Annotated in this window: 19 protein-coding genes, 1 tRNA gene and 1 pseudogene; 9 read left to right on the forward strand and 12 right to left on the reverse strand. The window is 44.0% G+C overall.

Annotation, left to right across the window (positions count from 1 at the left end; translation table 11 throughout):
- Positions 1-14: 14 nt before the first annotated feature.
- The 4 genes from qrcC to JBF11_RS09650 form a co-directional block, all read right to left on the reverse strand.
- Positions 15-812 carry a menaquinone reductase iron-sulfur cluster-binding subunit QrcC gene (qrcC, locus tag JBF11_RS09635; protein ID WP_334315267.1) on the reverse strand — a complete coding sequence of 266 codons (798 nt, stop codon included), beginning with the start codon at positions 810-812 and terminating at the stop codon, positions 15-17.
- Positions 813-815: 3 nt separating this feature from the next.
- A complete protein-coding gene (gene qrcB / locus JBF11_RS09640; protein ID WP_334315268.1) occupies positions 816-2,858 on the reverse strand; it encodes a menaquinone reductase molybdopterin-binding-like subunit QrcB in 2,043 nt (680 codons plus the stop codon).
- 17 nt (positions 2,859-2,875) lie between these two features.
- Positions 2,876-3,511 carry a menaquinone reductase multiheme cytochrome c subunit QrcA gene (qrcA, locus tag JBF11_RS09645; RefSeq protein WP_334315269.1) on the reverse strand — a complete coding sequence of 212 codons (636 nt, stop codon included), beginning with the start codon at positions 3,509-3,511 and terminating at the stop codon, positions 2,876-2,878.
- Between the two features lie 326 nt (positions 3,512-3,837).
- On the reverse strand, positions 3,838-4,494 hold the full coding sequence (locus JBF11_RS09650; protein WP_334315270.1) for an L-serine ammonia-lyase, iron-sulfur-dependent, subunit alpha: 657 nt from the start codon (positions 4,492-4,494) through the stop codon (positions 3,838-3,840).
- 391 nt (positions 4,495-4,885) lie between these two features.
- On the opposite strand from JBF11_RS09650, the gene JBF11_RS09655 reads away from it, so the two are divergent.
- Both JBF11_RS09655 and ung read left to right on the forward strand, forming a co-directional pair.
- Positions 4,886-4,980: transfer RNA gene (locus JBF11_RS09655), tRNA-Ser, on the forward strand.
- Between the two features lie 485 nt (positions 4,981-5,465).
- Positions 5,466-6,137, forward strand: coding sequence for a uracil-DNA glycosylase (gene ung / locus JBF11_RS09660; RefSeq protein ID WP_334316335.1), 672 nt, complete (start codon positions 5,466-5,468; stop codon positions 6,135-6,137).
- A gap of 142 nt (positions 6,138-6,279) precedes the next feature.
- On the opposite strand, the gene JBF11_RS09665 is transcribed toward ung, so the two are convergent.
- From JBF11_RS09665 to JBF11_RS09675, 3 genes are read right to left on the reverse strand one after another with little or no spacing between them, the layout of a single operon-like run.
- Positions 6,280-6,642 (reverse strand): cupin domain-containing protein, encoded by a 363-nt coding sequence (locus JBF11_RS09665; protein ID WP_334315271.1) that lies wholly within the window; start codon positions 6,640-6,642, stop codon positions 6,280-6,282.
- An 8-nt stretch (positions 6,643-6,650) separates the two neighbouring features.
- Positions 6,651-9,032 (reverse strand): glycyl radical protein, encoded by a 2,382-nt coding sequence (locus tag JBF11_RS09670; protein ID WP_334315272.1) that lies wholly within the window; start codon positions 9,030-9,032, stop codon positions 6,651-6,653.
- A 22-nt stretch (positions 9,033-9,054) separates the two neighbouring features.
- Complete coding sequence (locus tag JBF11_RS09675; RefSeq protein WP_334315273.1) at positions 9,055-9,978, reverse strand: glycyl-radical enzyme activating protein; 924 nt, start codon at positions 9,976-9,978, stop codon at positions 9,055-9,057.
- Positions 9,979-10,194: 216 nt separating this feature from the next.
- Here JBF11_RS09675 and JBF11_RS09680 point away from each other — a divergent pair, with 216 nt between their 5' ends.
- The 7 genes from JBF11_RS09680 to JBF11_RS09710 all read left to right on the forward strand — a co-directional run bounded on the left by JBF11_RS09680 (position 10,195) and on the right by JBF11_RS09710 (position 18,654).
- Positions 10,195-10,968 (forward strand): IclR family transcriptional regulator, encoded by a 774-nt coding sequence (locus tag JBF11_RS09680; RefSeq protein ID WP_334315274.1) that lies wholly within the window; start codon positions 10,195-10,197, stop codon positions 10,966-10,968.
- A gap of 217 nt (positions 10,969-11,185) precedes the next feature.
- Positions 11,186-12,001 carry an SDR family oxidoreductase gene (locus JBF11_RS09685; RefSeq protein WP_334315275.1) on the forward strand — a complete coding sequence of 272 codons (816 nt, stop codon included), beginning with the start codon at positions 11,186-11,188 and terminating at the stop codon, positions 11,999-12,001.
- Between the two features lie 158 nt (positions 12,002-12,159).
- Positions 12,160-13,185 carry a TRAP transporter substrate-binding protein gene (locus JBF11_RS09690; RefSeq protein WP_334315276.1) on the forward strand — a complete coding sequence of 342 codons (1,026 nt, stop codon included), beginning with the start codon at positions 12,160-12,162 and terminating at the stop codon, positions 13,183-13,185.
- A 51-nt stretch (positions 13,186-13,236) separates the two neighbouring features.
- Entirely contained in the window at positions 13,237-13,752 is a 516-nt protein-coding gene (locus JBF11_RS09695) for a TRAP transporter small permease (protein WP_334315277.1), read from the forward strand.
- Positions 13,753-13,760: 8 nt separating this feature from the next.
- Positions 13,761-15,044, forward strand: coding sequence for a TRAP transporter large permease (locus JBF11_RS09700; RefSeq protein ID WP_334315278.1), 1,284 nt, complete (start codon positions 13,761-13,763; stop codon positions 15,042-15,044).
- A 503-nt stretch (positions 15,045-15,547) separates the two neighbouring features.
- Positions 15,548-17,152, forward strand: a complete 1,605-nt coding sequence (locus tag JBF11_RS09705) for an amidohydrolase (protein ID WP_334315279.1) — start codon at positions 15,548-15,550, stop codon at positions 17,150-17,152.
- Between the two features lie 29 nt (positions 17,153-17,181).
- Positions 17,182-18,654, forward strand: coding sequence for a sodium:solute symporter family protein (locus tag JBF11_RS09710; RefSeq protein ID WP_334315280.1), 1,473 nt, complete (start codon positions 17,182-17,184; stop codon positions 18,652-18,654).
- 183 nt (positions 18,655-18,837) lie between these two features.
- Here the strand turns inward: JBF11_RS09710 and JBF11_RS09715 are convergent, their stop codons facing one another.
- The 5 genes and pseudogenes from JBF11_RS09715 to infB form a co-directional block, all read right to left on the reverse strand.
- A complete protein-coding gene (locus JBF11_RS09715) occupies positions 18,838-19,635 on the reverse strand; it encodes a S26 family signal peptidase (RefSeq protein ID WP_334315281.1) in 798 nt (265 codons plus the stop codon).
- A gap of 8 nt (positions 19,636-19,643) precedes the next feature.
- Complete coding sequence (locus JBF11_RS09720; protein WP_417168621.1) at positions 19,644-20,579, reverse strand: serine acetyltransferase; 936 nt, start codon at positions 20,577-20,579, stop codon at positions 19,644-19,646.
- Positions 20,580-20,640: 61 nt separating this feature from the next.
- On the reverse strand, positions 20,641-21,849 hold the full coding sequence (locus JBF11_RS09725) for an aminoacetone oxidase family FAD-binding enzyme (RefSeq protein WP_334315282.1): 1,209 nt from the start codon (positions 21,847-21,849) through the stop codon (positions 20,641-20,643).
- Complete coding sequence (locus tag JBF11_RS09730) at positions 21,830-23,533, reverse strand: CgeB family protein (protein WP_334315283.1); 1,704 nt, start codon at positions 23,531-23,533, stop codon at positions 21,830-21,832. Before JBF11_RS09730 ends, JBF11_RS09725 begins: the two co-directional genes overlap by 20 nt.
- A gap of 102 nt (positions 23,534-23,635) precedes the next feature.
- Positions 23,636-25,600: pseudogene (gene infB, locus JBF11_RS10155) on the reverse strand (translation initiation factor IF-2); the annotation flags it as partial.
- Between the last annotated feature and the right edge of the window lie 315 nt (positions 25,601-25,915).

The raw sequence follows: 25,915 nt of genomic DNA on the forward strand, positions 1-25,915 counted from the left end.
ATTTATTCCTTTTCCTAGTGAGAGTTATTGAGAAGAACCCGTTCGGGACTGCCCGTTTCTTCATGTCCAAGGTAGTTGTCACCCAAACGGCGCACCCATTCCCGTTTGCTCATGTAGTAAACCTGAGGGTCGGTGCCCAGGCGTTCGAGCAGGCGGAATGCGTAAGGGCTCTGCTTGAGTTCGTAAACACGGTGTTCGGGATTGTTGAGGTCTCCAAAAACAATAGCTCCGTTAGGGCAGGCTTCCGTGCAAGCGGTTTGGTATGCTTCTTCCGGGAGCGCGAGAGGGTCTTCGCCGTTGGCGATAGCCTTATCCTTAGCTTTCATGAGGCGTTGGTGGCAGAAACTGCATTTTTCGACAACGCCGCGGGGACGGGTGGATACGTCGGGACTAAGGGCTTCTTTTAAATCACCGGGCCAATAAGGGTCGAACCAGTTGAAATACCGTGCATGATAAGGGCAGCTCGCCATACAGTAACGGCAGCCGATGCAGCGGGGGGTGACTTGGCTCACAATGCCGCCTTCTTCGTTTTTATCTGTCGCCACAACCGGGCAGACAGTAACGCAGGAAGGATTGCCGCACTGCATGCAAGGGCGGGGGAGGAACACGGTTTCATGTTCCGGGTATTCTTTGTTATTGGAAAGTCTGTATACTTTGAGCCAGTTTAAAGCGCGGAGCTTATTGCCGGCGTCTTCCTGCGGCGCAACATTATTTTCGGCTTGGCAAGACATCATGCATGCACCACAGCCTGTGCATTTGTCAAGGTCGATAACCATGCCATAGCGGACAGCGAAATCTTTAAAATGTGCCATGTTTTACCCCTTCACCACGTTCACAGCGCTCAGCCATACAGGTAGGTCGGAGCCTGCTTCCATATCTATTTGGGTGATTTCTAAGATATTGTTTCCCTTGTTTACTGAAAATCTGTCGAATCCGGTATGTCCGAGTCCCGCCATGACAGCAACGACATCAGGCATGACGCCTTCATAGAACCGCACAAGAACGGGCATACTGCCGTTTTTCGTTTCAAGCACGGCTTTTTGTTTGTCGGCAAGTCCGAGTTTTTGAGCTGTCGCCTTATTCATTTGCGCAACGCACAGACCGTCTTGCAGCTGGTACTCCGTAATGGCTCTGTTCGCATAAGGAGGAATGCCGGTGCTTGGATTGCCTGCCGCAGAGTTTATATAAGTATGAAGAGCGATTTCGGAAAGAGGCGCTTTGGCCTGTTTGCTGTGAAGAGGCATGAAATTGAGCGTTGGAACGGAAAAATCATGGAAAGCTTCCTGATATGTGTCACCGCTTTCAAGATATTCTTTGAAATCCGCATGCAGGGCGTTGGCACGCATTTCAAGCAGGGACGGAATATCGTTCACGCCTAAGGAAAGCCCGAGTTCGTCCGCAAGGGCGAGGATGAGTTCGCCGACAGGACGTGCTTGGTAGCGGGGGGCTGTCACGGGTTTTGCAAGTGTCCAGTTGATATTTCCGGAGCCGTATGGAGTGTAAACATCGTCAAAACGTTCCAAGCCATGGGCTGCCGGAAGAACGAGGTCGCATTCCGCACAGGTTTCGTTCCAATGGGCCGCAAAGCAAACCGTATAATCGATTTTTGCAAGGCATTCCTTTACTTGCGCGTCTTTTGAAAGCGCATAAACAGGGTTTGCGTCATTGATGAAAAGCAGTTTAGGCGCATTTGCCATGCCGTTTGCGATTTGCATGGAATAGGCGACAAAATTGCGCGCAAAAATATCGGAATAGCGCTGTGCGGAGGGTAAAAGCGGTTCTCTTTCAGGCAAGGCCACCATGCCGCCGTCTTGATTTATGCGTCCGAGAACGGCGTTGATGGCGATGGCGAGCATGTGCACAGTTGAACCTAAGCTTTGTCCTTCCGTTGTTCCTGCAAAAACAAGAGGACGGTTTGCGTTTTTGAGAGCGGAAACAAGTTTTTTCATTTGTTCCGTATCGGTTCCGCAGGCTTTGCCTGCCTCTTCGATGCTGTAACGGCTTGCAAGAGCGGAAAGGCTCGAATCAGCCATGATATTATTTTTGATGAGTTCGGAAAGAACAGCGCCGAGGAAAATTTCTTCAGTGCCGGGTTTTACCGGAAGCCATGTGTCTGCGACAACGGCGGTGTTATTTTGCATCGCTCCCGCATAATAAATGGCTTGCTCCGCATTTTCTCCGGTCGGGTGCGTTTCTTTGAACACAGCCCTGTTGTGGGCAACTGTTCCCCAGCTGTCCATGAAATTCGCTCCGACAGCCAAAATGCAGTCGCTGTTTGCAATGTCATAGCCTAAGCTGCCGGAACCGCCAACCGTATTCCAAGCAACGGCGGCGGCTTGTTCATCGCTCGGCATGAAGAAGAAATCCCGGGATCCGTTTTCTGCGGTAAAAGCTGAAAAAATATCGTTTAAAGAAGAAGAGCTGTCAGAAGTTAAAAAAGCCAGACTTCCTTGTGCGTTCCGTGTTTTTTCCTTGAGAATGCTTTCGGCATCTTCCCATGATGTATAGGCGTAACCGCCGTCAGGCCCGCGCTTTAACGGACGTTTTATGCGAGATTCCGCGTAAAGGAGCTGTGCTTCTGAAGCTGCCAGAGGAGTAAGCCCGCCGGCGGAATAGGCATTGTCTTTGTTTCCGCTTGTGTTGATAACCCTTCCGTCCACAACACGGACTTTCAGCGGTGTTCCGTCAAGTTTGGAAACAGTGGCAACAGATAAATCTTCACCGTTTTGCAGGCGGGGTATCCAGCCCCAGTTTTGCGTCCAATAGGCAAGGTCATAAAGGGTTGTCCAAATTGCTGGAGAGGCTGCAAGACCTACTGTTCCACCAAGAGCAAATTTTAAAAATCCACGTCTTTGCATGTTCGATCCCCTTTCCCTTATTTATGGCACACAAAACAAGCATTGCTTGCGTTGGTTGTTCCATAGTGTCCCGGATTTGCGTGACAAGCTTCACATTCAGGCATTTTCATAGTGTTTACAGAATACGTTGAAATTCTATTTTCTTTGTATACCGGAGGCGTGGTTGTGGAAGCGACATCAAGGTGGCAAATATTGCAGAATTGCTGCGTCGTTTCAAACTCCGTATGGCAATTTGCACAGCGCTCTAAAGAATGGACCGCGTGGCTGAAGAACACGTTGTCGGGCTGTTTTTGGTAAACAAGCCATTCGTTGCGGATTTCTCTGCCTTTTTTGACATATTCATCAATAAAACGTTTCTCTTCCGCGCTTTCTGAAACAGCTTCCTCATGGCAAGCCGCACAGGAAGCGGTGTTCGGCAAACCGTTAAATGAACCGTCTTCCCTGATAAAGTGGCATTCTTCGCAAGCCATGCCTGCATTTTCAATATGCACTACGTGATTGAATTGAATAGGCTGTTTCTTTTCTTCGAGCTTGATTGCGGGAATGACAGACCAACCAATTACAAGAGCTAAAACAAGACCAACAAGAAAAGGTCCAAAGCCACACCCGCAACATTTTTTTGCAGGTTTTACTTCTTTACTTTTGTCCTCCATCGGTATCCTCATCTTCTTGAAGTATGTTTCTAAGCCATACAAAAGCATGGCAAAAATTTTAAGACACCTTATAGTATTTTTCAAAATATTGCAATAGACAATATCCAAAAATGATTTTTTTAATTAAGAGGATAATAGCGTGATATGCATACGTTGAATTTTTTGCTTGTGGGTGGATTTCAAATAAGAAAATGATAGAATTTAAATGAAAGAGAGAAATGATTTGTTTGCATATGATGATTTGCCGTAATTTAAAAGAAAAAGCAAACTGATGACAGTTTGCTTTTTGAAGATTGTTTAGCGGACAATAGCGTCTGCCGGGGCGTTTAACAAATGGTTTTTTGTTCTTTTTTTATTTTCCAAACAAATTCATCCGTATGGTTCATTGTTTCTTTTTGCAGACGATAAATATTGTCAATCGTTACATCGGCCGATTCATGGACAATGCCTTCCGTCGGACCTGTGGATATTCCTTGTTCCGCTAAAAGCATGGCATGGAGGGTTGCGAAAAGCCCCGTATAAGCTCTGAATGCGCAGCTTGGTTTTGCACCGTCGCAAATAATTCCGGCTTGGTTGCCAAGCGATGTGCGGACAATAGCATTTAATACCTCGGCTGAACCGCCTCTCAAATATGCGACCCCGCAGGCAGCGGCTGAAGGAGCAACGCCGCCGCAATAGCATTCCGGCGATAGGTGTGCGTATTCATGGGAACGGTAATCAAGATAAATGTTGATTAGATTGGATAAGGTTACCGCACGGATGATTTTTTCCTCGGATTCTTTTCTCCATTCTCCGGCAGCCATGGGAGCCATGGTACAGATAATGCCTTGGTTGCCGCTGCCGGTATTGCTCATCGCTGTATAGCCGGTACCGCCCATGCGGGCGTCAAGGCCTGCGATTGTCCATGCCAATGTATAATTGAATTCATCTTTGGCAACAAGCCCTTTTTCCATGTTTTGCAGTAAAACGCGGCCGCACTGCATACCGAGGGGATTGTCTATGCCGTCCTGGCAAATGCTGATTTGTGTTTGTTTTGTCCGGCGATAGCCGCTATGTTCATATGCTGCGATAATTGTTTTGCTTTCAATAACAGTATTGCAGCATATTTTTTATAAAAAAATGAGCGGTTGATTTTGATATGGTATTGCGGAATGATTTGTGCTTTATGGAGGTTAAATTTTATCATAGTTGTTAAACAGCAGTATTAATCCATGCTGTTATTCCATAATGCGGTAAGTTAGAATAGATTTATTGCATGCGTTATGGTGTGGCTTCTTTTTATGAAAGTGGAATGGAAGGTGTTTTTGGAAATAGTATTGATTTTTTTGCTTGACAAAATAAATATTGTGCAGTAGAAAAACTTTCTGCTCTTATGGAAAGGTGTCCGAGTCGGCCGAAGGAGCTCGCCTGCTAAGTGAGTATACGGGCTAAAACCTGTATCCAGGGTTCAAATCCCTGCCTTTCCGCCATTTTTTTATAAGATATTGATTTGTCAAATCAGTATTTTCAAATTCAGCCTTGATTGTTCATGTGGTGCATTTCACCGGTACAATCAAGGCTTTTTTATGCTCAAGATCAGTCCTCAAAATCCGCGGCAGGAATTTAAACACCGGCTTACGGTTCTTATCCGCTTTTTAGAAACGGGGTATTTCATTTTTCGTATTTCTGCTCCTAACTATTTGTATTCGTTACTTAATCACAGTGAATTGCGAAAATCCTTAGGCATGAAAGGTTAAGAAAAGCTCGTTCTCATATTTTGACAAACAGCACAGATACGGCAAGATAAATAGGTTGTGCCTGCCGTAAATCACGTAAGGAATTTTGTTTAATAAAATTGGCGAATTATACTGAATTGAAAGAACGTGGCTTTTTGTTGGGGCACTTTCCGGTTGCCGGTGATCACATTATGTGATAAAACTTAACAAAATAATCAAAAGGGAAGGGGGGCTGTTTGATGGTACGAATCGGAAATGACTGGGATGAGTTGCTGAAAGGTGAATTTGATAAAGAGTATTACCTCAAATTAAGACAATTTTTAATTCAGGAATACAAGGAACGAACGATTTTTCCGGATAAGTATGATATTTTTAATGCGCTCAAATATACTCCGTTTACGAATATAAAGGCGGTCATTCTCGGTCAGGACCCCTACCACGGCAAGGGGCAGGCTCACGGTCTCTGCTTTTCTGTAAAGAAAGGCGTGTGTGCTCCGCCTTCTTTGGTAAATATCTATAAGGAAATTCAATCCGATCTCGGGATTGCTCCCCCTCATCATGGAGAATTAACTAGCTGGACAAAACAGGGGGTACTCATGCTTAACACTGTGCTGACTGTTCGGCAGGGAAATCCAAACAGTCATAAGGGAAAAGGCTGGGAAATCTTTACAGATCGGGTCATTACCCTATTAAACGGTCATCCTGAGCCAATCGTTTTTTTGCTTTGGGGAAACAATGCCCGTTCTAAAAAGGCGCTGATCACCAATCCGAATCATAAAATTCTGGAATCGGTGCACCCAAGTCCCTACTCTGCGGCAAGCGGATTTTTCGGCTGCAAACACTTCTCCCTGGCGAATAAGTTTTTAGTTTCCGTTGGCAGAGAACCGATCAATTGGAAAATTGAGGATTAAAATAGAAAATTGCCCATTTTGAAACCAAGCCTGAATTATACAGTTCCATTTTATATCTGTTAGACGCACATCTTGATCTGTAAACCCAATAATATTCAATTCCCCTATGCAGAAAAGGCGGCAGTAAAAACTGCCGCCTTGTTTACTGCGGGAAGCTGCAAATATAACTTTTTCTGATAAAATCTTTCACATACCATGTGTTTTTAATTCCATACGGTATGAAGATTGTATCACCGGCTTTTATATGGAATTGTTTTCCGTTTTCCGTTTCTACGATTGCTTCACCTTCCAAAACGGTGCACATTTCATTGGATGTATGAGCCGGAATGACAAAAGCTCCTCCTTGGCAAGTCCAAAATCCGGAATGGATTTTTTGGTCTTCGCTGATAAAACATTTCCATAAGCGGGTTTTGGGATTGCCTTCCACAATAAATTGTTTGTCAATTTCTTTTTCAGTTTCCTCTAACGCATTGTTGGGGTCAAATAAAACAAGTGTGTTATTCATGGCAATTCCTATAATTCATGGGCGGTTCTGCTTAAAATATCTTCTTGAATTTCTTTGCTTAATTCAACAAAATATGCACTGTATCCGGCAACCCGGACAAGCAGGCTTTTGTATTCTTCCGGATTAAGCTGCGCTTTTCTCAATATGGTATGGTTTACCACATTGAATTGGACGTGGAACACGTTCAGGTCGATGAATGTTTTGATGAAAGCGGAAAGCCGTGATTTTCCTTCCGCACCATTAACAATGGCGGGAGTAAGTTTTATATTGAGCAATGTTCCGCCGTCGATACATTCATGCGGCAATTTACTTAAAGATTGGATAATTGCAGTAGGTCCGAGCTTATCTTGACCTTGTGAGGGCGAACAACCGTCAGCAAGAGGTTTCCATGCCCGGCGTCCTGAAGGCAGCGCGGCAACGGACATGCCTTGCGGTACGTTTGAGGAAACAGGATAAAGGGCAGGGAGTTTTTTATTTCCAAGCATGCCCTTATATGATTCCGCTTTTTCAATGATACGGGCGGTCAATTCAGAAACAATCAAATCCGCCCTGTCGTCGTTGTTGCCCCATTTGGGAGCCGCAAGCAGTTTTTTTTGAAGATTTTCATATCCAACGAAATCGTTTTTAATAGCTTCGGCAAGGTCTTTCATCGTATATGCCTTATCATGGAAAATAACCTGTCTGACAGCAGCAAGGGAATCGATGAAGTCCGCCACCCCGTTCGCATTCATTCCGGGACCTGTGTTAAATTCGGCGCCGCCATGGCTTATGTCTTGTCCTTTTTCAAGGCAGTTGACCGTAAACATGGAAGCCACCGGCACGGGAAGGTAATGATAATGCAAATATTCCAAGGTATTTTGCGAAGTTGAGAATTGTTTGAGCAAATATTCAACCTGGGCGTAAACGGCATTTTCAAATTCTTCTATTGTGGTGAATGTTGAAGCGTCACCGGTTTGAAGACCGATTTGTTTACCTGTTTTTAAATGAACGCCGTTGGTAATTGCAAATTCAACGGCACTGCCGAGATTATAATGTCCGGCGGAACTCCATTGGAAATGTCTTCCGGCAAGCTGTGCTTCAACACAGCCGATAGGAGCCCAATCTCTTGCCATATGGGCAGGAATGCCTTTTTTAAGAAGCATTTTATAACCGACTTCATCATTGAAAATTGCAGGGAAACCGGAACCGGTTTGGATCAACTCGGCAATTTTCAGGAAAAATTCTTCCGGATTTTTTTTGCTTATTCTGACGGAAATGGAGGGCTGCACCATTTGCACGTCAATAGCTGCCTGCAGGAACATATAACTAAGGGGATTCACAGCATCGTTGCCGTATTTGTCAACGCCGCCGACAGCGATATTTTGGAACGCGCAAAAACCTGAATAGTGTTTTGCGGCTCCTTCATTCCAATACCAAATTTGTTCACCGGTTTTCACATAGAAGGCTTCAATAATTTCAAGCAGTTCTTCATCTGACGTGCCTTGTTCTTTTTCATAGGTATAGAATGGAAGAAGGTATTGGTCCAAAAGTCCCGGAGAATATCCGCCGGCATTTCCTTCAATGAAAAGTCCGACAAAAACAAAGTAAACAAGCTGCATAGCTTCCATGAATGTTTTAGGTGCTTTTTCTGCGAGATTGTCACAGGTTTGCGCAATTTTTTTTAAATCGGCAATCCTTTCTTCTTCGTCTGCGTGTTCAAGCAAACGTCTTGCTTCGTCAGCATACCGTTTTGACAAGATCGTAAAGCCTTCGCAGCAAATTATGACGGAACGCCAAAATTCAGCTTTTTCAAAGTTTTTGATGTCGTTGAAATCAAGCGCGGCAAGATTTTTTTCCGCTTTTTCTTTTATCCCGATAAAACCAAGGGGAAGAATGATCTGCGGAAAGGCCGGAACCATATCGCCGGGGGTGCATTCGGTTTTAACGTCGTTGTCTATGACTCCGCCGACGGAAACGATGTTGAAAACGTCCTGAGGCGCTAATGAATTCCAATGATCCCGCAATGTTTTGCCTTTCCAATAAGGATAAATTTCTTCACGGTAAATTTTTTTTTGTTCTTCAGTGACCTGATACGGGTCTTGAGGGCGGGTGCTCATGGTTTCAAGCTCATCAATTATCCAGTTATTGGATAATTCCGGACATACGTGGATGGAGCGGGCGACCGCACCGGCATTGCCGACGATAAGTTCGCGCGGCTGAATGGTGACTGTTTTGGTTTTGCAGTGTTCCCTGAAAGCTTTCGCCCGGCGAATGATCATGGATTCGCCTTCGCTTTCTTTGAAAATACGTGTTTTTGAGAGGGCGCCTTCAATGCAAACGCACGGTTTGTGAGTGAAGAATTGATTTTTTAAAAATTGGATTCTATCCTTTAGATCGGGTAATTGGCACATTGTATCCTCCTGTTTACTATGCTTAGAATTGGCATAGTGCTTTAATTGAATTTAATTTTTCTCTTATAAATTGAACTTGCCGGCTTAATGTTTCTTTTGGCGCCGGGGCAATATCGGTTAATTGGTAACCGATTTGCATCATATCGTATTTGTTGCTGCCCAACCTATGGTAGGGCAATATTTCAAAGGTGACATCCCTCGGCAGATTGTTTAAAAAATCTGCATATCGCGCCAAATGGTTTTCATCATCATTAATAGTTGGGATCAATGGAAGGCGGATAGTGATAGGGGGTGTTGTTTCTTTTAAAATTTTTATGAGGTTTTCAATAATCAATGTATTGGATTGACCAGTTATTTCGCGATGTTTTTCATCGTCAACATGTTTTATGTCATAAAAACACATGTCAAGCCGGGATAGAATTTCTTTTACATGCTCATACGGGGCGAAGCCTGATGTTTCGGCAGCCGTGTGAATATTGAGTGTTTTACATTGTTTTATCAATTCGCTGACAAACTGGTAGTGCATAAGCATTTCCCCGCCTGAAAACGTTACCCCTCCATTTGTGTTTTGGTAAAATAAGATGTCTTTTTTTATGATATTGAATAGTGCCGCGGTGTCATATTCATCTCCTATGGTTTGAAGAGCGTCCGCAGGGCAATGCTCCTTACATTCTTTGCAGGCGGTGCAAAGATTTTTATCAATGCGAACCATAGGGAGTTTTTGTGAAGTATCCATTGACAGGGCATTTTGTTTACAGGCTGCGATACATTTTCCACAGCGCAGGCAATTGTCTTTTTTATAAATCAATTCACGCCTTGGGGTTTGTGTTGTCGGATTGGAACACCAGAGGCATTTTAAAGGGCAGCCTTTAAAAAATACCGTTGTTCGGGTTCCGGGACCGTCGTGAAGGCTGAAATGCTGTATGTTTTCGATTATGGCTTTCATAGAAATCTCCATAACAATTGTTTTATTATTTGAAACTTTATTTCATTATTGTATACATAAAAAGAAATGTCAATATTAAAAAATTATCTTTTTTTTAGAAATAGGTGCTGGATTAAAAGATTGTTTATGATTTTTAATGATAAAATCTTTCTGGCTTTTTTTTATTTCTTGGATTAAAATAAATGGGTAAAGGGTTTGAGAATGAAAGGAGATGGTATGGCGAAAAAGAAACCTACGTATTTGCAGACATTGAGCAAAGGGATACAGGTTCTTGAATATTTGGTTGAGCATAACAGCACAACCGTAACAAGTATGGCAAAAAATTTATCGCTTCAGAAAAGCGCCAGTTATCGTTTTTTAAATACTTTTAAATTGCATGGTTATGTTGTTCAAGATGACTCCAATAATTATATTTTAACGGATAGGATTAAAAAATTGGGGAGCGGAATCATTCCCAAAATTGAACTTCATAATATTTTTGTTGATATTTTAAATTCCATTGCCTTAAAATTCCATGCTCCTGCCGATATTATCAGCAATCTTGGCGTTTGGAACGGAAACGACATAACGTATTTGGCGCAAAACAACAATACGACATACAGTCAGTTTCATGAGGGCGGGCACGTTCCGGCTTATTGTTCCGCTCTTGGCAAAGCTGTTTTTTCATTAATGCCTCTTCCTGACATAGAAAAATATATGGAGAAAACGAATTTTGAGCAGTTTACGGTTCATACGACTAAAAAAGAAAATTTTTTGCAGGAATTGGAATTAACAAGGGCGCGGGGATATTCAATCATGAATGACGAGCTTTGTGTCGGGCTCAAAGGGGTCGGAATCCCCATTGTGATTGAAGGACAGCCTGTTCAGTACGCATTAAGTCTGACAAGGACGATTTATGGGGATGCTGCAAAGTTTTATGAAGATGCGGTACCATTACTGCAGGAAGCCTCGGAAGAGATCATGGGGTATTTGGAGTTAAAATTATTTTAACCATATTCAATTGCTTGAGATTATTTGTAAAAGAACCGCCAATTCTGCAATTTGGCGGTTTTTTTACTTAATAGGTTGACAAAAAAACATATTGTATGCAATAATGAAATTATGTTTCATATAATGAAACATAATCGGAGCTTTTATTTAATTTTTGACAAATCATTTTTGTTGAAGATCCAAAACAATCATTGCATGAAATGCAGAGGAGTTTAAAATGGATTTTGACCGTATCGCAGTAGTTACCGGCGGCAGCAGGGGGATTGGCAAAGCCGTTGCCCGTGAATTGGTTGAATGTGGCTATCAAGTCATCTTGATTGCACGGAGTATGAAAAATTTGGAAGCGGCCAAAGAGGAATTTATGAGAGCTTATTCCCTTTCTGGTAAAAATTCACCAGAGCTTCTTGCTCTTGATCTTCTTGATGAGAAAAAAGTGACGGAAGCTGCGGAACATATTGTTTCAAAGTATGGGCGGGTCGATTTGTTGTTTAATGGGGCAGGAATAAGTATTCCCGGAACATTGGAACAAGATGTTGAAACGTTCGATACCTTGTTTGCGGTAAATCTGCGGGCGCCGTTTTTGTTGATGAAAGCCATTATTCCTCTTATGGTGAAACAAGGCGGGGGCAGAATTATCAATATGGCGTCACGAAACGGCAAAGTCGCTGTTTCCAAGTTAGGCGGATATTCCGCCTCAAAATTCGGCTTGATGGGGCTTGATGAATCGCTTTACCGCGAATTTTCATCTCAGGGAATCAGTATCACTACCGTTTGTCCCGGCTGGGTGAATACGGATATGGCTGCCGGTGAAGGTGGATCAATGCCTCCGGAAAAAATGATACAGCCTGAAGATATTGCCAAAACGGTGCGTTGGTTATTGTCGATGACACCGTCCGTAAGGGTTATGGATGTCTTATTGGAATGCGCCGGTGACGTTGAAAAAAGAGCGTCGGTTGAACTTGCCAAATTATATGAGCTTCGCAGCAGGCATAGGGAAGAATTTGATTCAATCATTGTTGACGGTTCAAAGTAAGAGTTTTTATTTCGGATAGTATGAAAAGACAATGAAAATCGCAGGGTAAAATTTAAAAGAGCTTGACAAAAAAATAACAATGTGTTAAGTTCTAATTATAAAAAAAGTGTTTCATATAATAAAACAAAAATATTACTCTTCTAAGAAAGGAGAATGTTATGAAATCTATGCTTAAAAAAGTATTAATAATGCTTGCTGTGATAAGCATGGCAATGGTTTCTTCCGGAATTGCGAGGGCAGCCCAAGAAGTTAAATTCTTATTTCCGGAACCGACGAGCTCCGCATTGACCTATCCCGAAGGGCAAATGCTGGGCGTTTATTGCGGCGCTTTTGATTTTCATATGAAAGAGCTGCCTGTATTGCGAGGCAGGTATGCCGCCCGCTGGGTAGGCGATTTATATAAATCTCCTGAAGATGTTTTAAATGCTGTTGCGATGGGTGCCGGGCAATTCACGTATACGACCCCGTATTTTATTGAGCAATTCGACCCTGAGTGGCGTGTTTTATTAACTCCGGGCTTGGTTAAGGATATGAGCCATTTTATCCGTATCATGAACACTCCCGAATGGAAAGCGAAGCAGGAAGAGCTTGCAAAAAACAAGGGGTTCCGTATCTTGAAATGGCCTACGACCATGGGTAATTTCTTTGTTTATACAAACAAGGGTCCCATTGAGAAGGTTGAAGACCTGAAGGGGGTAAAAATTCGCTATGCAGGACAGCAAACCTTTGGCAATGCGTTTAAAAAACTTGGAATTATCGGTGTTGCGATGCCTTATTCCGAAGTCGTATCCAGTTTGCAGACCAATATGATCGACGGTCATATCGATAATATTTTTGCGTATGAATATTATGACATGCCAAGAACGTGCAAGTATGTCATCTCCCATCATTTCGGACCGATGCCGTTGGCTTTGGTTGTCAATAGCGCATGGTGGGATGCTTTGCCGGAAAAAGAAAGAAAGGCTATGGAGTATGTTGTCAACGTTGTGGATTGCCAAGCTTATTTTGATAATAATGAAGCGGCTGTCATTGAATGGTGGGATAATAATCCCAAGGGAGAAGTTATCAGATTCACTCCCGAAGAACTGCAAAATGGAATAAGCTTTTGGAAGAAGCCAATGCTGATTTATTGCAGTCTGTTGACCCGAAATTGCTCGATGCGATCCGCCGCACAAGATAATTGAGAAAGCCGCCGCTGTCTTCGGATAACGGCGGCGCAGAAAAAGGATATGTTTATGCCGCATTCCGAAAATAAAACAATTATAAAGAAAATAAAAAATTATTGGTATAAATTTTGGGCATTGGTCTTTTTTTTAGGGGTAAGCATAAATTTCACAGAGATTGTTTGCAGGACTGTTTTTAATTTTTCGGTCGATTTGATGTATGATTTGCCTGTATGGCTTACCATTTGGTCCGTAATGATGTTGGCTGGACCTATTTTGCCGGATGGTGAACATGTTTCCGTCGATATGGTCCGTGACAGGCTGTCAGGTACGCCCAAAAAAATTCTGGAAGCAATCAATATCGTTATCTGCATTATTTTTGGTGCGGTTATCACCTACGGCGGTTATCTCGTGACAAGCCAGTATTATAAATTCAATATGAATATCATACGGATAGTGTCTGTGCCCCGTTGGCTTGTTGAAAGCTGCATTCCGATTGGCATGGCGCTGTTCACCGTATTTGCGGTGATACGGTTTTTCAATGTGATAAGGGAAAAAGACACACAAAAACAAGAAAACGAATATTGAGGTGATATATGGGAATTGTTGATTATATCGCTATTGTTTCCATTGCGATACTGTTTTTGTGCGGCACTCCGCTTTCTGTGACATTTGGTATCGGTTCTGTCGTCATCATGCTCCACACTATGAATGTGCCGTTAGCCAATGTTTCGCAAGTCTTTTTTACGACAATGAGCTCCTATCCCATGCTTGCCATGCCGTTCTTCATCTTGGCGGGCAATCTTATTCTTTGGGGCGGGGGAATGACAAACCTCCGTGATTTTATGAACAGGATGGTTGGCCATTTACCGGGAGGCATGGCTGTCGCGATATGTGTTTTTGCGGCGTTTTTAGGTTCTATTTCAGGTTCAGCAACTGCCTGCCTTGCTATCATCGGAACGATTTTTGTGCCTATGATGGCTCATTCCGGTTATTCAAGGGCATTCGCTTCGGGACTTGCCGTAACGTCAGCCGGGCTTGGCGCAGTTATTCCTCCCAGTGTCTTCATGATTGTTTTCGGAGCAAGCAACCGTGTATCTGTTTCTGATTTGTTTGCGGCGGGGGTCGGACCGGGGCTTTTGGCTGCGTTTCTCATGTGTGTGACGTCCGTCATCATTTCAAAGAAGCGCGGCTATCGTTCGGAAGTAAGGGCGACAAGCAGGGAAAAGTTTGAAGCGTTCAGGAAAGCATTTTTCATTCTGCTTATGCCTGTGATTGTTTTAGGCGGTATTTATTCTGGAATTTTCAGTCCCACCCAAGCCGCTTCTGTGGCTTGTTTTTATTCTTTGTTGATTGGAATTTTCGTTTATAAGGGAATTACTTTCCAAGTATTCATGCATTCCGTTGTTGAAACGGTAAAACTCAGCAGCATGATTTATTTTTTGGTCATTGGCGGTGATTTGTTCGGCAGAGTTTTGGGATATATCGGTGTTCCGCAAATGATTTCACAATTTGTCATTGATTTGCAGCTGGGACCCGTCACGTTTCTTATAGTTGTTCAAGCCTTGCTTTTGGTAATGGGCTTCTTTTTTTCAAGCTTTCCTATGGTTGTCATTGTGCTGCCATTGTTTTTGCCCAGTGTTTTTAATTTGGGGATTGACCCTGCCCTTTACGGCGCGCTTGCTGTTTTTTGTTCCATCATAGGTGAGGTTACCCCTCCTATGGGACCGCAGCTTTGGATTGCCGCGCCTATCTGCAAGGAAAAGATCGGCAATATCATGCGGGAAAGCTGGGTTTTTCTCGGCGTGCAAATATTGACATTAATTATTGTGACGGTATGCCCTCAACTATCGTTGTTTCTTGTAAACGTATTGCGGTAACCTTGTTAACATATGAAAAAGGGGCTTTTTTTATGGTTGGAGATATTGAACTACTGTAATATGATGGTTTTTTCAATTTTTTTTTTTTACATTGATACCTTAAGCTTGACTTCTCTTAATTCTTCTCTTTGTTTTTTCATGGAATAAAAAAATTCCTTCCTTTATCAAATGAGTTATTGAAAACCGACCGTTCGCACAAGCAATCAAAAGCGGCATTCAGGAACACATCCTTTTTTAGGGATGTGTTTTTTTTTGTTTTTAACACAGTGTGTTGTGAAATAACCATGAAAAGCGAATTGGTCTTTTATGGGACTGTCTGAACAATAATCATCACACTGTTATAATGCGGAATATCTTTTGATAGTGAGAAAATTTGCTTGCTATATATATATATATAGGTTAGACAAGAGAAAAGGCGGGTTGTGCATATTTGCTGTCTGTTGTCATTATTCGTTTCATTGATGTTTTTTTCTGTTGTTTCACAATAAAAAATGGGGGGGAGTATGTTTGTTCAGCAAAAGACGATTTTCGTAAACGGTGTGATTAAAACTATGGATTTAAATAATCCGGAAGTTGAAGCGGTTTGCGTAAGCGCCGGAAAAATTGAAGCATTGGGCAAAAAAAGCGAAATTTTGGAATATGTGAAAAATGTTCCGCATGAAGTGATAGATTTGCAGGGAAAAGTCGCTTATCCCGGTTTTATCGATACCCATAGCCATTTGGATATGTGCGCATTGGCATTGGAACGGGTTTCCTGCGATTTGAGTCTTAAAACAATCGATACCGTTATCAATAAATTAAAAGAAAAAGCTCATGCAACCCCCAAGGGCGAGTGGGTTATCGGCTATTGTTACGACGATACCGGACTGCAGGACAACAGGCATTTGGATAAGCATGATTTGGATAAGGTAAGTACGGAACATCCTGTCATTGTTTTCCATATTTCAACACATCTTGGTTATATCAATAGCTATGCGATTAAAAAATTAGGAATAACAAAAAACAATAAGGTTGAGGGCGGGGAATATGTTATCGGCGAAGACGGCGAACCTACGGGTTTGCTATTAGAATTCGCCTTTTTTGAAACCATAGCATATTTGCCCGAACCGACAGAAGAGCGTTTAAAAGAATTAATCGAACAAGCGGTTCATAACTATAACGCTGTTGGCATCACCACATTCCATGTGGGGGGTATCGGGCTTAGCGCCAATCCGGAAAAAACAATGCGCTGTTTTTTGGATTTGGAAAGACAGGGAAAATTGACCGCCCGCGCATATTTGCATTTCATGCCCGGCGTTATGGAAACATTCGCCCAATACGGCTTATGGAATTTTGGAAGCGACTACCTGAAATTCGGGGGATTGAAATATTTTACCGATGGCTCGATTCAGGCTTTCACCGCCGCATTAAGCGAAGATTATTATTCAAAACCGGGATATAAGGGCAGCGTTTTATTCCCTCAGGAAGAAATTGACGCAATTATTGAAAAATATCATTTGATGGGTGTTCAAGTCGCTGTTCATACCAATGGAGATCAAGCTTCAGAAGGGGTTATCCAAGCCTTTGAAAAGGCGTATGAAAAGTCGCCTGTACGATTAAACCACTTGCTTATTCACGCTCAAACCGTCCGGGAAGATCAGCTGGACCGCATGAAAGCCATAGGAATAATACCGTTGTTTTTTGGACAGCATATTTCTGTTTGGGGCGACAGGCACGCAAGTATTTTCTTGGGACCGGAACGTACCGGTCGCATGAATCCGGCAGGTTCCGCCGTCCGCCGCGATATGCCGTTTTCCCTGCATTCCGACAGTCCCGTTCTTCCTATCATGGTTCTTGAAAGTATCAATACGGCGGTAAACAGAAAAAGCAGCGGCGGAAAAATTTACGGTGAAGATCAAAAAATCACTCCATATCAAGCGCTGCAGGCGTATACGACTCACGCGGCTCTTTGCTGTTTGTCGGAAAATGACAGAGGAGCCTTAAAAGCGGGATATTACGCCGATATGGTTGTTCTTGAACGTGATATTGAAAAAATTGCTCCCGAAACTATCATCGATACGAAAATTTGCATGACTGTTTGCGGCGGAAAGATTGTTTATAAAGCATAAAACCAATAAAAAAATAGAGAGGGGCTTTTATGATTGAAGGATTTTCTTGGTATTTAAGCTACATAGTCGTTTATTTTGCGATTATGTTCGGTATCGGGTTTTACTATTTTATGAAAGTGAAATCAGCTGACGATTATCTTATCGGTGGCTGGAATATGGGCTTTTGGCCTATTGTCGGCACGGTTATCAGCACATGGTGCGGCGCGTCCGTATTTATCGGCACGGTAGGACTTGCGTTTAATGTCGGTATGTCCGCATACCTTCGTTTTTCTTTCGCAAGCATTTTCTTCACTCTTCTTTTGATTATCGTGTTCGGCAAGTGTTTGAGAAGACAAAGGCTCTATACCTTGGCTGACCTTTTCGGACAGCGTTTCGGTCCTAAAGTGGGTATCATTCCCTCTATTTTGTCCGCATTCATTTATGCCATTCCGACAACAGCGATGCAGTATATCGCAATGAACACCATTTGGACGACTATTTTCGGTTTGGACCCGACTACTGGGCTTATCCTTTCCACGGCGCTTATTTTTGCTTTTACCGTTTTGGGCGGTTTGCCGGGAACCATCATTACCGATGCGCTGCAGGCGATCATCATTGTGACAGGCATTATTATTCTTACCATGGCAACCGTAAAATTTGCAGGCGGCTTTGAACATATCATAGAAGTGACCCCTCCAGAATATTTATCACCGGCGGGACCGTTCGGTTATCAGGAAGTATTTTTATATTTCTTGTCTGTGGGACCTTTTTATTTGATGTGGCAATCAAGCTGGCAGCGTATTTTTGCCGCCAAAACAGAAAAAATTTCTTTTAGAGCGAACGTGACGGCTGTTTTGATTTGTTCATTCATTTTATTGATGCCCTGCATTATCGGCGTTGCTTCACGTTTATTTTTACCGGCGGATATCAATGGTGACATGATCTTTTCAAGGGTGGTGAAAGATTTGCTTCCTCCTTATATCGGCGGATTTATTTATTGCGCGCTTCTCGCCGCTCTTGTGACGGGTGCGGATTCGTTTATCCTGCAAGGCAGTTCAAGCTTGACCCACGACCTGTACAGAAGATTGATCAATCCCGATGCAACCAATAAGCAAATTTTGTTTGTATCGCGTATTACCGTGTTGTTTGTTGCTCTTGCCGCATTCATCGTTGCAATGTATTTCAGCGGTATTCTGGCTATTTACCAATGGGTGCTGCGTCTTACGGCGACAACGCTCGTTCTTCCTTTCCTCGCAACCATGTTTGTAAAGAGAACGACAAAAACCGGTGTTTTGTGCGGCATGGTCGGCGGATTGGTTTCAACGTTAATCTGGCCTTTGCTCGGCATAACTTTCGACCAAACGATTTTCGGTTTCCTGTTCAGTTTCTTGGGGCTTTTCTTCGGTTCAATGCTAAGCAAGCATTCTCCGGAAGAGTTTCCTGCTGCCGTGATGTGGGAAAATCTGCCATGTGCAAATGCGGAACCGGAATGCAACTCCGTTTATGCTGACAAGTTAGATTGATTGTTTGATTGAACTGAAAATTCATTGATGAAAAGATTGTTTTCTTGTATGGGGAAACAATCTTTTTTCGTCGGATAATGACGTTATGAAAAAAAAGCCCGATACGTTTCATGAAGATCGGGCTTTTTGCTTTTAATATAACAAGTTAATTATAAAAATTAACTGGTTAATTTAAAAATGATTTTATCTTGCGACGGTGGCGAAGACCAGCCGTTTTCCTATGTTTTTCAAGGAAGTGCTGTAAAGGACGAACAGGGCTTTTCCTTTTATCCGGTGGGCGGTCAGGAATGTAAGGGTTTTTGTGTCTTGGGTTTCAAACTGTTCATCTTCTTTCACATGAATATCTTTTTCCTTATCATGTTCAATAAGCAGTAAGTTGTCTGGAACAATGAATTTTTTAATAGGGAATGAGGCGATTTTAGCCAGTTCGTTCCCGTTTCTGTATAAAATACCGTCATTAAATTCCAAAACATCGCCTGCAACGGCTTTGACAACCCCCAAGCGTTCCTCGAAATTATCCGTGTAAAAAATGACGGAATCGTTGTAATGGTGTCCGATAAGGGGAATTTTTTCTTGAACGACAACGATATCGTTTTCGCCCACATGGGCAAAATCCTGCTGCACTTTATAAAATTTTACCGGAGTATTGAAGATCAGAAAAATTGTTGAGAGCATGAAAACAAGAAAGAAAAACATTTCTGAAGCCATATCCTGCACCATGATTTCTTTTTTGGGTTTTCTCGCTTCCAACAAGCCTATGGTGAGTCCGTAAAGAAGGGCGATGGCGTGAACAATGATATAGAGGTAGAGGGTGAGGATGATGAAGCGGACAGGCATGAATGCAAGGAAAAAAGCGTAAAACACAAGTAAAAATCCGATGAGGAGAGCATGTTTGGCTTTTCCTACACATAATAATGAAGCTCCGGGCCAACATAAACCGAGCAAAAAAGCCCAAATCGTGCTAAGCTGTCGTTCCTGCATGAAAACTCCTAGGCATGTCCTTTTAACGGTTCGCCTTCTTTTGCTTTTGAGCCGTGGCTCTGCACTATTTTTTCACCGGCAGCCACGCTTTTGGTGAGCCATACGTTGCCGCCGATAACAGCGCCCTCGCCGATGGTGATGCGTCCTAAAATGGAAGCGCCGGCATAAACGGTCACATTGTTTTCCAAAATCGGGTGGCGGGCTATTCCTTTAACCAGCGTGCCGTCATCTGCTTTGTCAAAGGAAAAAGCGCCCAATGTCACACCTTGGTAAATACGGCAGTTAGAACCTATGATACAGGTTTCGCCGATAACGACGCCGGTACCGTGGTCGATAAAGAAACGTTCGCCTATGCTCGCTCCGGGGTGAATATCAATTCCGGTATGGGAATGCGCCATTTCGGAAATCATTCTCGGAATGATGGGCACATTCAGTTTGTACAGTTCGTGGGCGATACGGTGGTGGGTCATGACAAGCATTGACGGATAGCAGAAAATGGTTTCTCCGGGGCTTACCGCTGCGGGGTCGCCCTCATAGGCGGCTTGCGCGTCCAGAGCGAGCAGGCGGCGGATTTCAGGCAATTTTTCCATAAATTGCATGGCGATTTCTGCGGAGGCCTTTTCACAGCCTCTTTTGTCTTTGGAATAATCGGCGCAAGCGAAACAGCCGCCGCGGCGTATTTGTTCCGTAAGAAGCCGGTAGGTGCTGTCAAGACTTGCCGTGATATGGTAGCCGAGTGATTCGATATGGACTTGCGATGGTCCAAAATATCCCGGAAAAACAATAGCTTTAATGCGGCTTACAATTTCTTTTAATGCTTCATGAGAGGGCATGGGATGTTCGCATTCTCCGCAATGGAGCACGTTTTTCAGTGAATCCATGTCGCAGAGTTTTTGCGCGATAGTATCAATCTTTGCTATTCTTGTAGCTTTTATGGGTTCCATATGGTATTTCCTTAAAAAGAATATGATCAGATTAAAATATTTTATAAAAAAAAGCAAGAAATCATATTTTGCTTGCGATTTTATGGGCGCAGGCAAGGGCGAAATGGATGTTGTATCCGCCTAAAAGTCCCGTAATGTCAAGGCATTCCCCGCCGAAATAAAGATTTTCGTGCAGCTTGCTTTCAAGGTTCGCCGTCACGCCGTCAAGTTCAATGCCCCCGATACAGGCTTCGGCTTTTTTGAATGTGTCAATCCCTTTGGGAATGAACTGATAATTTTGTATGGATGCGATAAGGCGTTCACGGTCTTTTTTTGAAAGTTCGGCTATTTTTCGTTCTTGCAAGTCTTTCGGCATAAGCGTATAAGCAAGTCTGTCGGGCATGAGGGGCAGGATTAGATTTTTGACTAATTTTTTCCCGTTTGCCGTATCGTGCATTTTTTCCAAAAGATTGTCTTCCGGCAAAAAATTTATGGAAATTGTTTCTCCGTCTTTCCATAAGCAGGAAATGACCAAGCCTGCGGGACCGCTTAAACCGGTATGCGTGAAAAGAAGAGCCCTTATGCCGCAAGGGTCCGCTTTTTCCTGTCCGTCCCGAAAACTTTTCATGCGTACGGGCAGAGATATGCCCTCTAAGCCGAGTAAAGGGGAGTGTTCCGGCAAAAGCAGCGGGGCGAGGGCGGAACGGAACGGAAATGTTTTGTGTCCCCATTTTCGGGCTACTTGCAGGGCGAAATCGCTTGCTCCCAATTGCGGATACGCGCTTGAACCTGTTGCGATAACCAGTTTGCCGCATCTAATGGTATGCGTTTTTGTTTGTATGATATAATGTTTTTTTGGGTCTTTTTGCTCGCAGGAAAAACTTTGGATTTTTTCATTTGTCAGAATGCGGGTTTTCGCAAGTGATTGTACGAGTGTGCCGATAAGGTTTTTTACCGGTTTTTTGCAGAAAATCTGTCCGAAATCGCGTTCTTCATATTCCATGTCCATTTCATGCATAAAGGCGAGAACATGTTCCGTCGTCCATGATTTGAAAAGCGTTTGCAAAAGCTTTTTGGCTTGTTTGGAGTTATGGCTGACATAGTGTTCGGGGCTTATGGTCCTATTGGTCATATTTCCCATTGCCCCGCCCGCCAAACGCCATTTTTTTCCAAGTGTTTCCTGGGATTCTATGAGCGTGCAGTCAATATTTTTCTTTCGGCAAAGGTAGGCGGTGCAAAGCCCTGTGACTCCTCCGCCGATAATCAGGAGATCAGTATTGAGTTCTGCCATACCATTCCTTCATGACAGATAAGATTTCGCTCATCCTGTGCGTCCATGTGTGGCATTTGAGAACACGTTCGCGTCCTTTCCGGACAATGGCTTCCCTTTCTTTCCCGTGATTGAGGTAATAGCGTATAAGGTCAGGAATTTCTTCATTATTCTTATAGCAAATAATTTCTTCGCCAATATCGAACATATTTTCCATTTGTTCCCTGTAATCGGTTATCACAAAAGAACCTGTCGCAGGGACATCCAAAATCCGCTGATTGGACGCTCCTTTCATCTGCATGCTGGTACAGTTGAAATTTATGGTTGAATGGGGATAAAAATAGGGGAGCTGGTCGTAATAATTGATAGGGGCGTGCCAGCGCCACGGGCGTTTTTCTTTTTCCAAAAAAACATTCCAGCCATGGTCGCCCACAAGCAGCGGATTGAAATCAAGGGTCTGTTTTACGCACTCAAGCCTGTAAACGCGTGTGGCTTCCCATGTCATGCCTGTTTCAAAGGCGAGTTTCTCTTCCGTATCGAATTGCTCCTGATAATGTTTGATAAGTGCCGGAAAAAGTTGTTTTCCGTCATCAAGGATGAATTTTTCGGCAATTCTTTTCGGGGAGGAAATAAAGTCTTTGGCAAGGGCGAAAAAATCAGCATACAAGCGTTTTGGAAGATTGCAGGCATCCAAGCGTTTTTGCACCTTGTCAATCATGGAATTGCCCACGAAGGAAACAGGACTTTTCCATGCGGGAGCGACGAGTTTTTCTTTATTTTTGGGATTGAAGCGTTCAGCGTCCGTTCCAAGGGGCAAATAATACACGTTATTGAACCCTTTGGCTTTCAGGCTTGGAACATTGTCGAAATCCCATGTGAAAATATGCAGGAACGGAGAAGTGAGCCCTTCATAGGAATAGAGAATGAGATGAGGATTATCGACAAACCAAGAAATGAAAGGCAATTCCAATTTGTTGATCAAATCCATCAAAACCCCTTCACGGTCAACGCCCAAATGGTTGAGGGTGATGAGGGCGTCCGGCTTGAAGGAAACGATTTCTTCCAATAATTGTCTGACAAATTCGGAATGGGCGATTTCATCATTGCCGAGCTGGATATGGCGGTATTCGAGTTTTAAATTCTTACAGGCCGTTTCCACTTCGCCCATAAGAAAATATTTGGATGAAATAAGCAAAAGTTTTGGTGAGGAAGATTGGAATTTCGCGTATTTCGCTTTATCCCAAAAATTGAATTTTTGGCTGGCAGCCGCGTGTTCACGCAAAAAACCGTAATATTCCCTGTCAAGACGCTGATAAAAAGGGTTTATGACAGGATAAAGAGCTTTTTTTTGATTTTTTTCCTGCCATTTCGTAAGCTTGGTAATGGCTTCCTTTTTGTCGTGTTCGCTGATGAGCAGCACGCCTTCCGGACAGGAAAAATTCAACGCTTCCAAAATATCCTGTTCTTTGTCAACAATAGCAAGGGGAGCTGCGGGATAGCGTCTGCGAAATTCTGCAAAGGCGATACCCATTCCGTAACCAAGAAAGACCGCCAAATGTTTTGTTTGGTCAAAATCTTTCGGAAGTATTGCAAGTTCGCGGTTTTTGCCTCCGTTTCCCAGCATTTGGAAAGGAAGGGCGTTTTCGCGTTTTATTTCAATATCAACACAAATGCCGTTTTCGTATCGGGCGGTTAACCGAGCCATATGTCCTCACTTTTTGGGTATTGCAAGCATGCCGCAAAAAAGCAATTATGGAAAAAGCCTCACAAAACTGCAAGGCTTTTCCGTTGGTTATTGAGAAAGGTTTTAGTCAAGGGTCGCGGCTTCTTCAATCATTTCAAAACATTCCAGAACATCAGCTGTTTTGATGTCATTGAAGTTTTCAAGACCGATACCGCATTCAAAACCTTTGGCGACTTCTTTCACGTCGTCTTTCACGCGGCGGAGAGAAGCGATTTTACCTGTGTAAACAACAACGCCGTCACGCAGAAGCCTGATGCCGCCGTTGCGCTGCATTTTGCCGTCCGTGACCATGCAGCCGGCGATGACGCCGATTTTCGGCACACTGAATGTTTGGCGGATTTCCGCTTGTCCCAAGTAAACTTCTTTGCTTACAGGCGCGAGCATGCCCGCCATGGCGCTTTTGATTTCTTCCACAAGCTTGTAAATGATATCGTAGAAACGAATATCGACGCCTTCCCGTTCCGCAACTTCTTTCACTTTCGCAGTCGGGCGGACGTTAAAGCCTAAAATAATGGCATGGGAAGCCGCCGCAAGCATGATGTCCGTTTCCGTGATAGCTCCTGCGCCGCTATGGATGACGGAAATGCGGACTTTGTCCGTGCCCAGTTTGACAAGCGCGTCGGTAATGGCTTCAAGAGAGCCTTGAACGTCGGCTTTGAGGACAAGATTAAGAACCTTCGCTTCACTGTCGTTCGGCGTGCTTGCAAGGAACGTTTCAAGGGTAACGCGTGATTGTTTCGCAAGTTCTTTTTCGCGTTGTTTGATAGCACGGGATTCCGCAATACGGCGGGCGGCTTTTTCATCAGCCAGGCAAATAAATTCCTCGCCTGCTTCCGGCACGCCGTCAAAACCTTGAATTTCAACAGGAATGGATGGTCCTGCTTCTTTCACCTTTTTGCCCTGATCGTTGAAAAACGCACGCACACGACCGGCAAAAACGCCGCAGACAAAAGCATCGCCTTGTTTGAGCGTTCCTTCTTGGATAAGAACCGTCGCCACAGGACCGCGTCCTTTGTCAAGTTTCGCTTCGACAACACGACCGCGGGCTGGTTTATTCGGATTTGCTTTCAATTCCAAAATTTCCGCTTGCAGGGCGATAAGTTCCAAGAGTTCGTCAAGTCCTTGTCCTGTTTTTGCGGAAACATAGCCGACAACGGTATCGCCGCCCCATGTTTCTGCCTGCAGTCCGAGAGAGGCGAGTTCCTGCAGCACTCTGTCGGGATTTGCGGATTCCTTGTCAATTTTGTTTACGGCGACGAGAATGGGAACGCCGGCCGCTTTTGAGTGGTTTATGGCTTCGCGGGTTTGTTCCATAACACCGTCATCCGCTGCGACAACAAGGACGACAAGGTCGGTGACTTGCGCCCCGCGCGCACGCATGGCTGTGAACGCTTCGTGTCCCGGAGTATCTAAAAACACAATGTCTCCGCGTTTGGTTTTTACATGGTATGCGCCGATATGCTGGGTTATGCCGCCTGCTTCGCCGCTGGTGACGCTGGTTTTGCGGATGGCGTCAAGCAGGGAGGTCTTGCCGTGGTCGACGTGTCCCATAATGGTTACGACAGGAGGACGGGGAAGCAAGCTTTCCGGGCTGTCGATTTCGGCAGGAACAAGGTAGTTTTCTTCGGAGAAGCCCACTTTTTCCACTTCATAGCCAAATTCGGAGGCGACAAGAGTAGCCGTGTCGAGGTCGAGAGAACTGTTGATAGTCGCCATAACGCCAAGATTGAATAAAACCTTGATGATTTCATTGGATTTTAAACTCATTTGGTGGGCTAAATCCGCAACACGGATAGCTTCTTCAAAACGGACTTTCCGCTTTGTGGCTTTCATGGGCTGTGTCGTAGGCTGCACCGCCTGCTGTTTGTTTTTGCTCTTTTTGGAACGGTTGCGGTAGCGTACCGTTTCTTCGTCGTCCAGCATGAACGCATTGGCATTGTTACTGCGGCGGCGGAAATTATCGCCTGTTTCCGTTTGGCTGAATTCGACAGTGCGGCGATTTTTATTGCGTTTTTTGCGGCTTTGCTCGTTTTCAATCTGCGGCATGAACGCATCGTTCATTTTGAAAGAAGGGGACTTGTTTTGTTTTGGACGGGCCGTTTGCTGCGGCGCGTCCTTATCCTTGTCCATGCCTTGGAAACGGGGGTTGTCGCGTCTTTGGGGCGCATTGGCATTGCGCGGTCTGTCGTCCCCTTGACGGCGTTCACCGCGGTTTCTGTCATTTCTGTTGTCAGCGCGGGGAGCCCTGTCATTGCGGGAATTTCTGTCGCCTCTGTTTTCGTTTCTGTCGCTACGGTTCGGGCGTTCCGCTCTTTCAATGATACGGGCGCCTTGTTCCGGACG

It is taken from the genome of Taurinivorans muris (genome assembly GCF_025232395.1).
Classification (GTDB): domain Bacteria; phylum Desulfobacterota; class Desulfovibrionia; order Desulfovibrionales; family Desulfovibrionaceae; genus Taurinivorans; species Taurinivorans muris.

Excerpts from the sequence above, each read along its gene's own strand:
- JBF11_RS09675 (WP_334315273.1), bottom strand. The coding sequence starts at position 9,978 with ATGAAAGCCATAATCGAAAACATACAGCATTTCAGCCTTCACGACGGT.
- JBF11_RS09670 (WP_334315272.1), bottom strand. The coding sequence starts at position 9,032 with ATGTGCCAATTACCCGATCTAAAGGATAGAATCCAATTTTTAAAAAAT.
- qrcC (WP_334315267.1), bottom strand. The coding sequence starts at position 812 with ATGGCACATTTTAAAGATTTCGCTGTCCGCTATGGCATGGTTATCGAC.
- JBF11_RS09730 (WP_334315283.1), bottom strand. The coding sequence starts at position 23,533 with ATGGCTCGGTTAACCGCCCGATACGAAAACGGCATTTGTGTTGATATT.
- JBF11_RS09720 (WP_417168621.1), bottom strand. The coding sequence starts at position 20,579 with ATGGAACCCATAAAAGCTACAAGAATAGCAAAGATTGATACTATCGCG.
- JBF11_RS09650 (WP_334315270.1), bottom strand. The coding sequence starts at position 4,494 with ATGCAGTGCGGCCGCGTTTTACTGCAAAACATGGAAAAAGGGCTTGTT.
- JBF11_RS09705 (WP_334315279.1), top strand. The coding sequence starts at position 15,548 with ATGTTTGTTCAGCAAAAGACGATTTTCGTAAACGGTGTGATTAAAACT.
- JBF11_RS09690 (WP_334315276.1), top strand. The coding sequence starts at position 12,160 with ATGAAATCTATGCTTAAAAAAGTATTAATAATGCTTGCTGTGATAAGC.
- JBF11_RS09665 (WP_334315271.1), bottom strand. The coding sequence starts at position 6,642 with ATGAATAACACACTTGTTTTATTTGACCCCAACAATGCGTTAGAGGAA.
- ung (WP_334316335.1), top strand. The coding sequence starts at position 5,466 with ATGGTACGAATCGGAAATGACTGGGATGAGTTGCTGAAAGGTGAATTT.
- qrcB (WP_334315268.1), bottom strand. The coding sequence starts at position 2,858 with ATGCAAAGACGTGGATTTTTAAAATTTGCTCTTGGTGGAACAGTAGGT.
- JBF11_RS09700 (WP_334315278.1), top strand. The coding sequence starts at position 13,761 with ATGGGAATTGTTGATTATATCGCTATTGTTTCCATTGCGATACTGTTT.
- JBF11_RS09715 (WP_334315281.1), bottom strand. The coding sequence starts at position 19,635 with ATGCAGGAACGACAGCTTAGCACGATTTGGGCTTTTTTGCTCGGTTTA.
- JBF11_RS09725 (WP_334315282.1), bottom strand. The coding sequence starts at position 21,849 with ATGGCAGAACTCAATACTGATCTCCTGATTATCGGCGGAGGAGTCACA.
- JBF11_RS09685 (WP_334315275.1), top strand. The coding sequence starts at position 11,186 with ATGGATTTTGACCGTATCGCAGTAGTTACCGGCGGCAGCAGGGGGATT.
- JBF11_RS09695 (WP_334315277.1), top strand. The coding sequence starts at position 13,237 with ATGCCGCATTCCGAAAATAAAACAATTATAAAGAAAATAAAAAATTAT.
- qrcA (WP_334315269.1), bottom strand. The coding sequence starts at position 3,511 with ATGGAGGACAAAAGTAAAGAAGTAAAACCTGCAAAAAAATGTTGCGGG.
- JBF11_RS09680 (WP_334315274.1), top strand. The coding sequence starts at position 10,195 with ATGGCGAAAAAGAAACCTACGTATTTGCAGACATTGAGCAAAGGGATA.
- JBF11_RS09710 (WP_334315280.1), top strand. The coding sequence starts at position 17,182 with ATGATTGAAGGATTTTCTTGGTATTTAAGCTACATAGTCGTTTATTTT.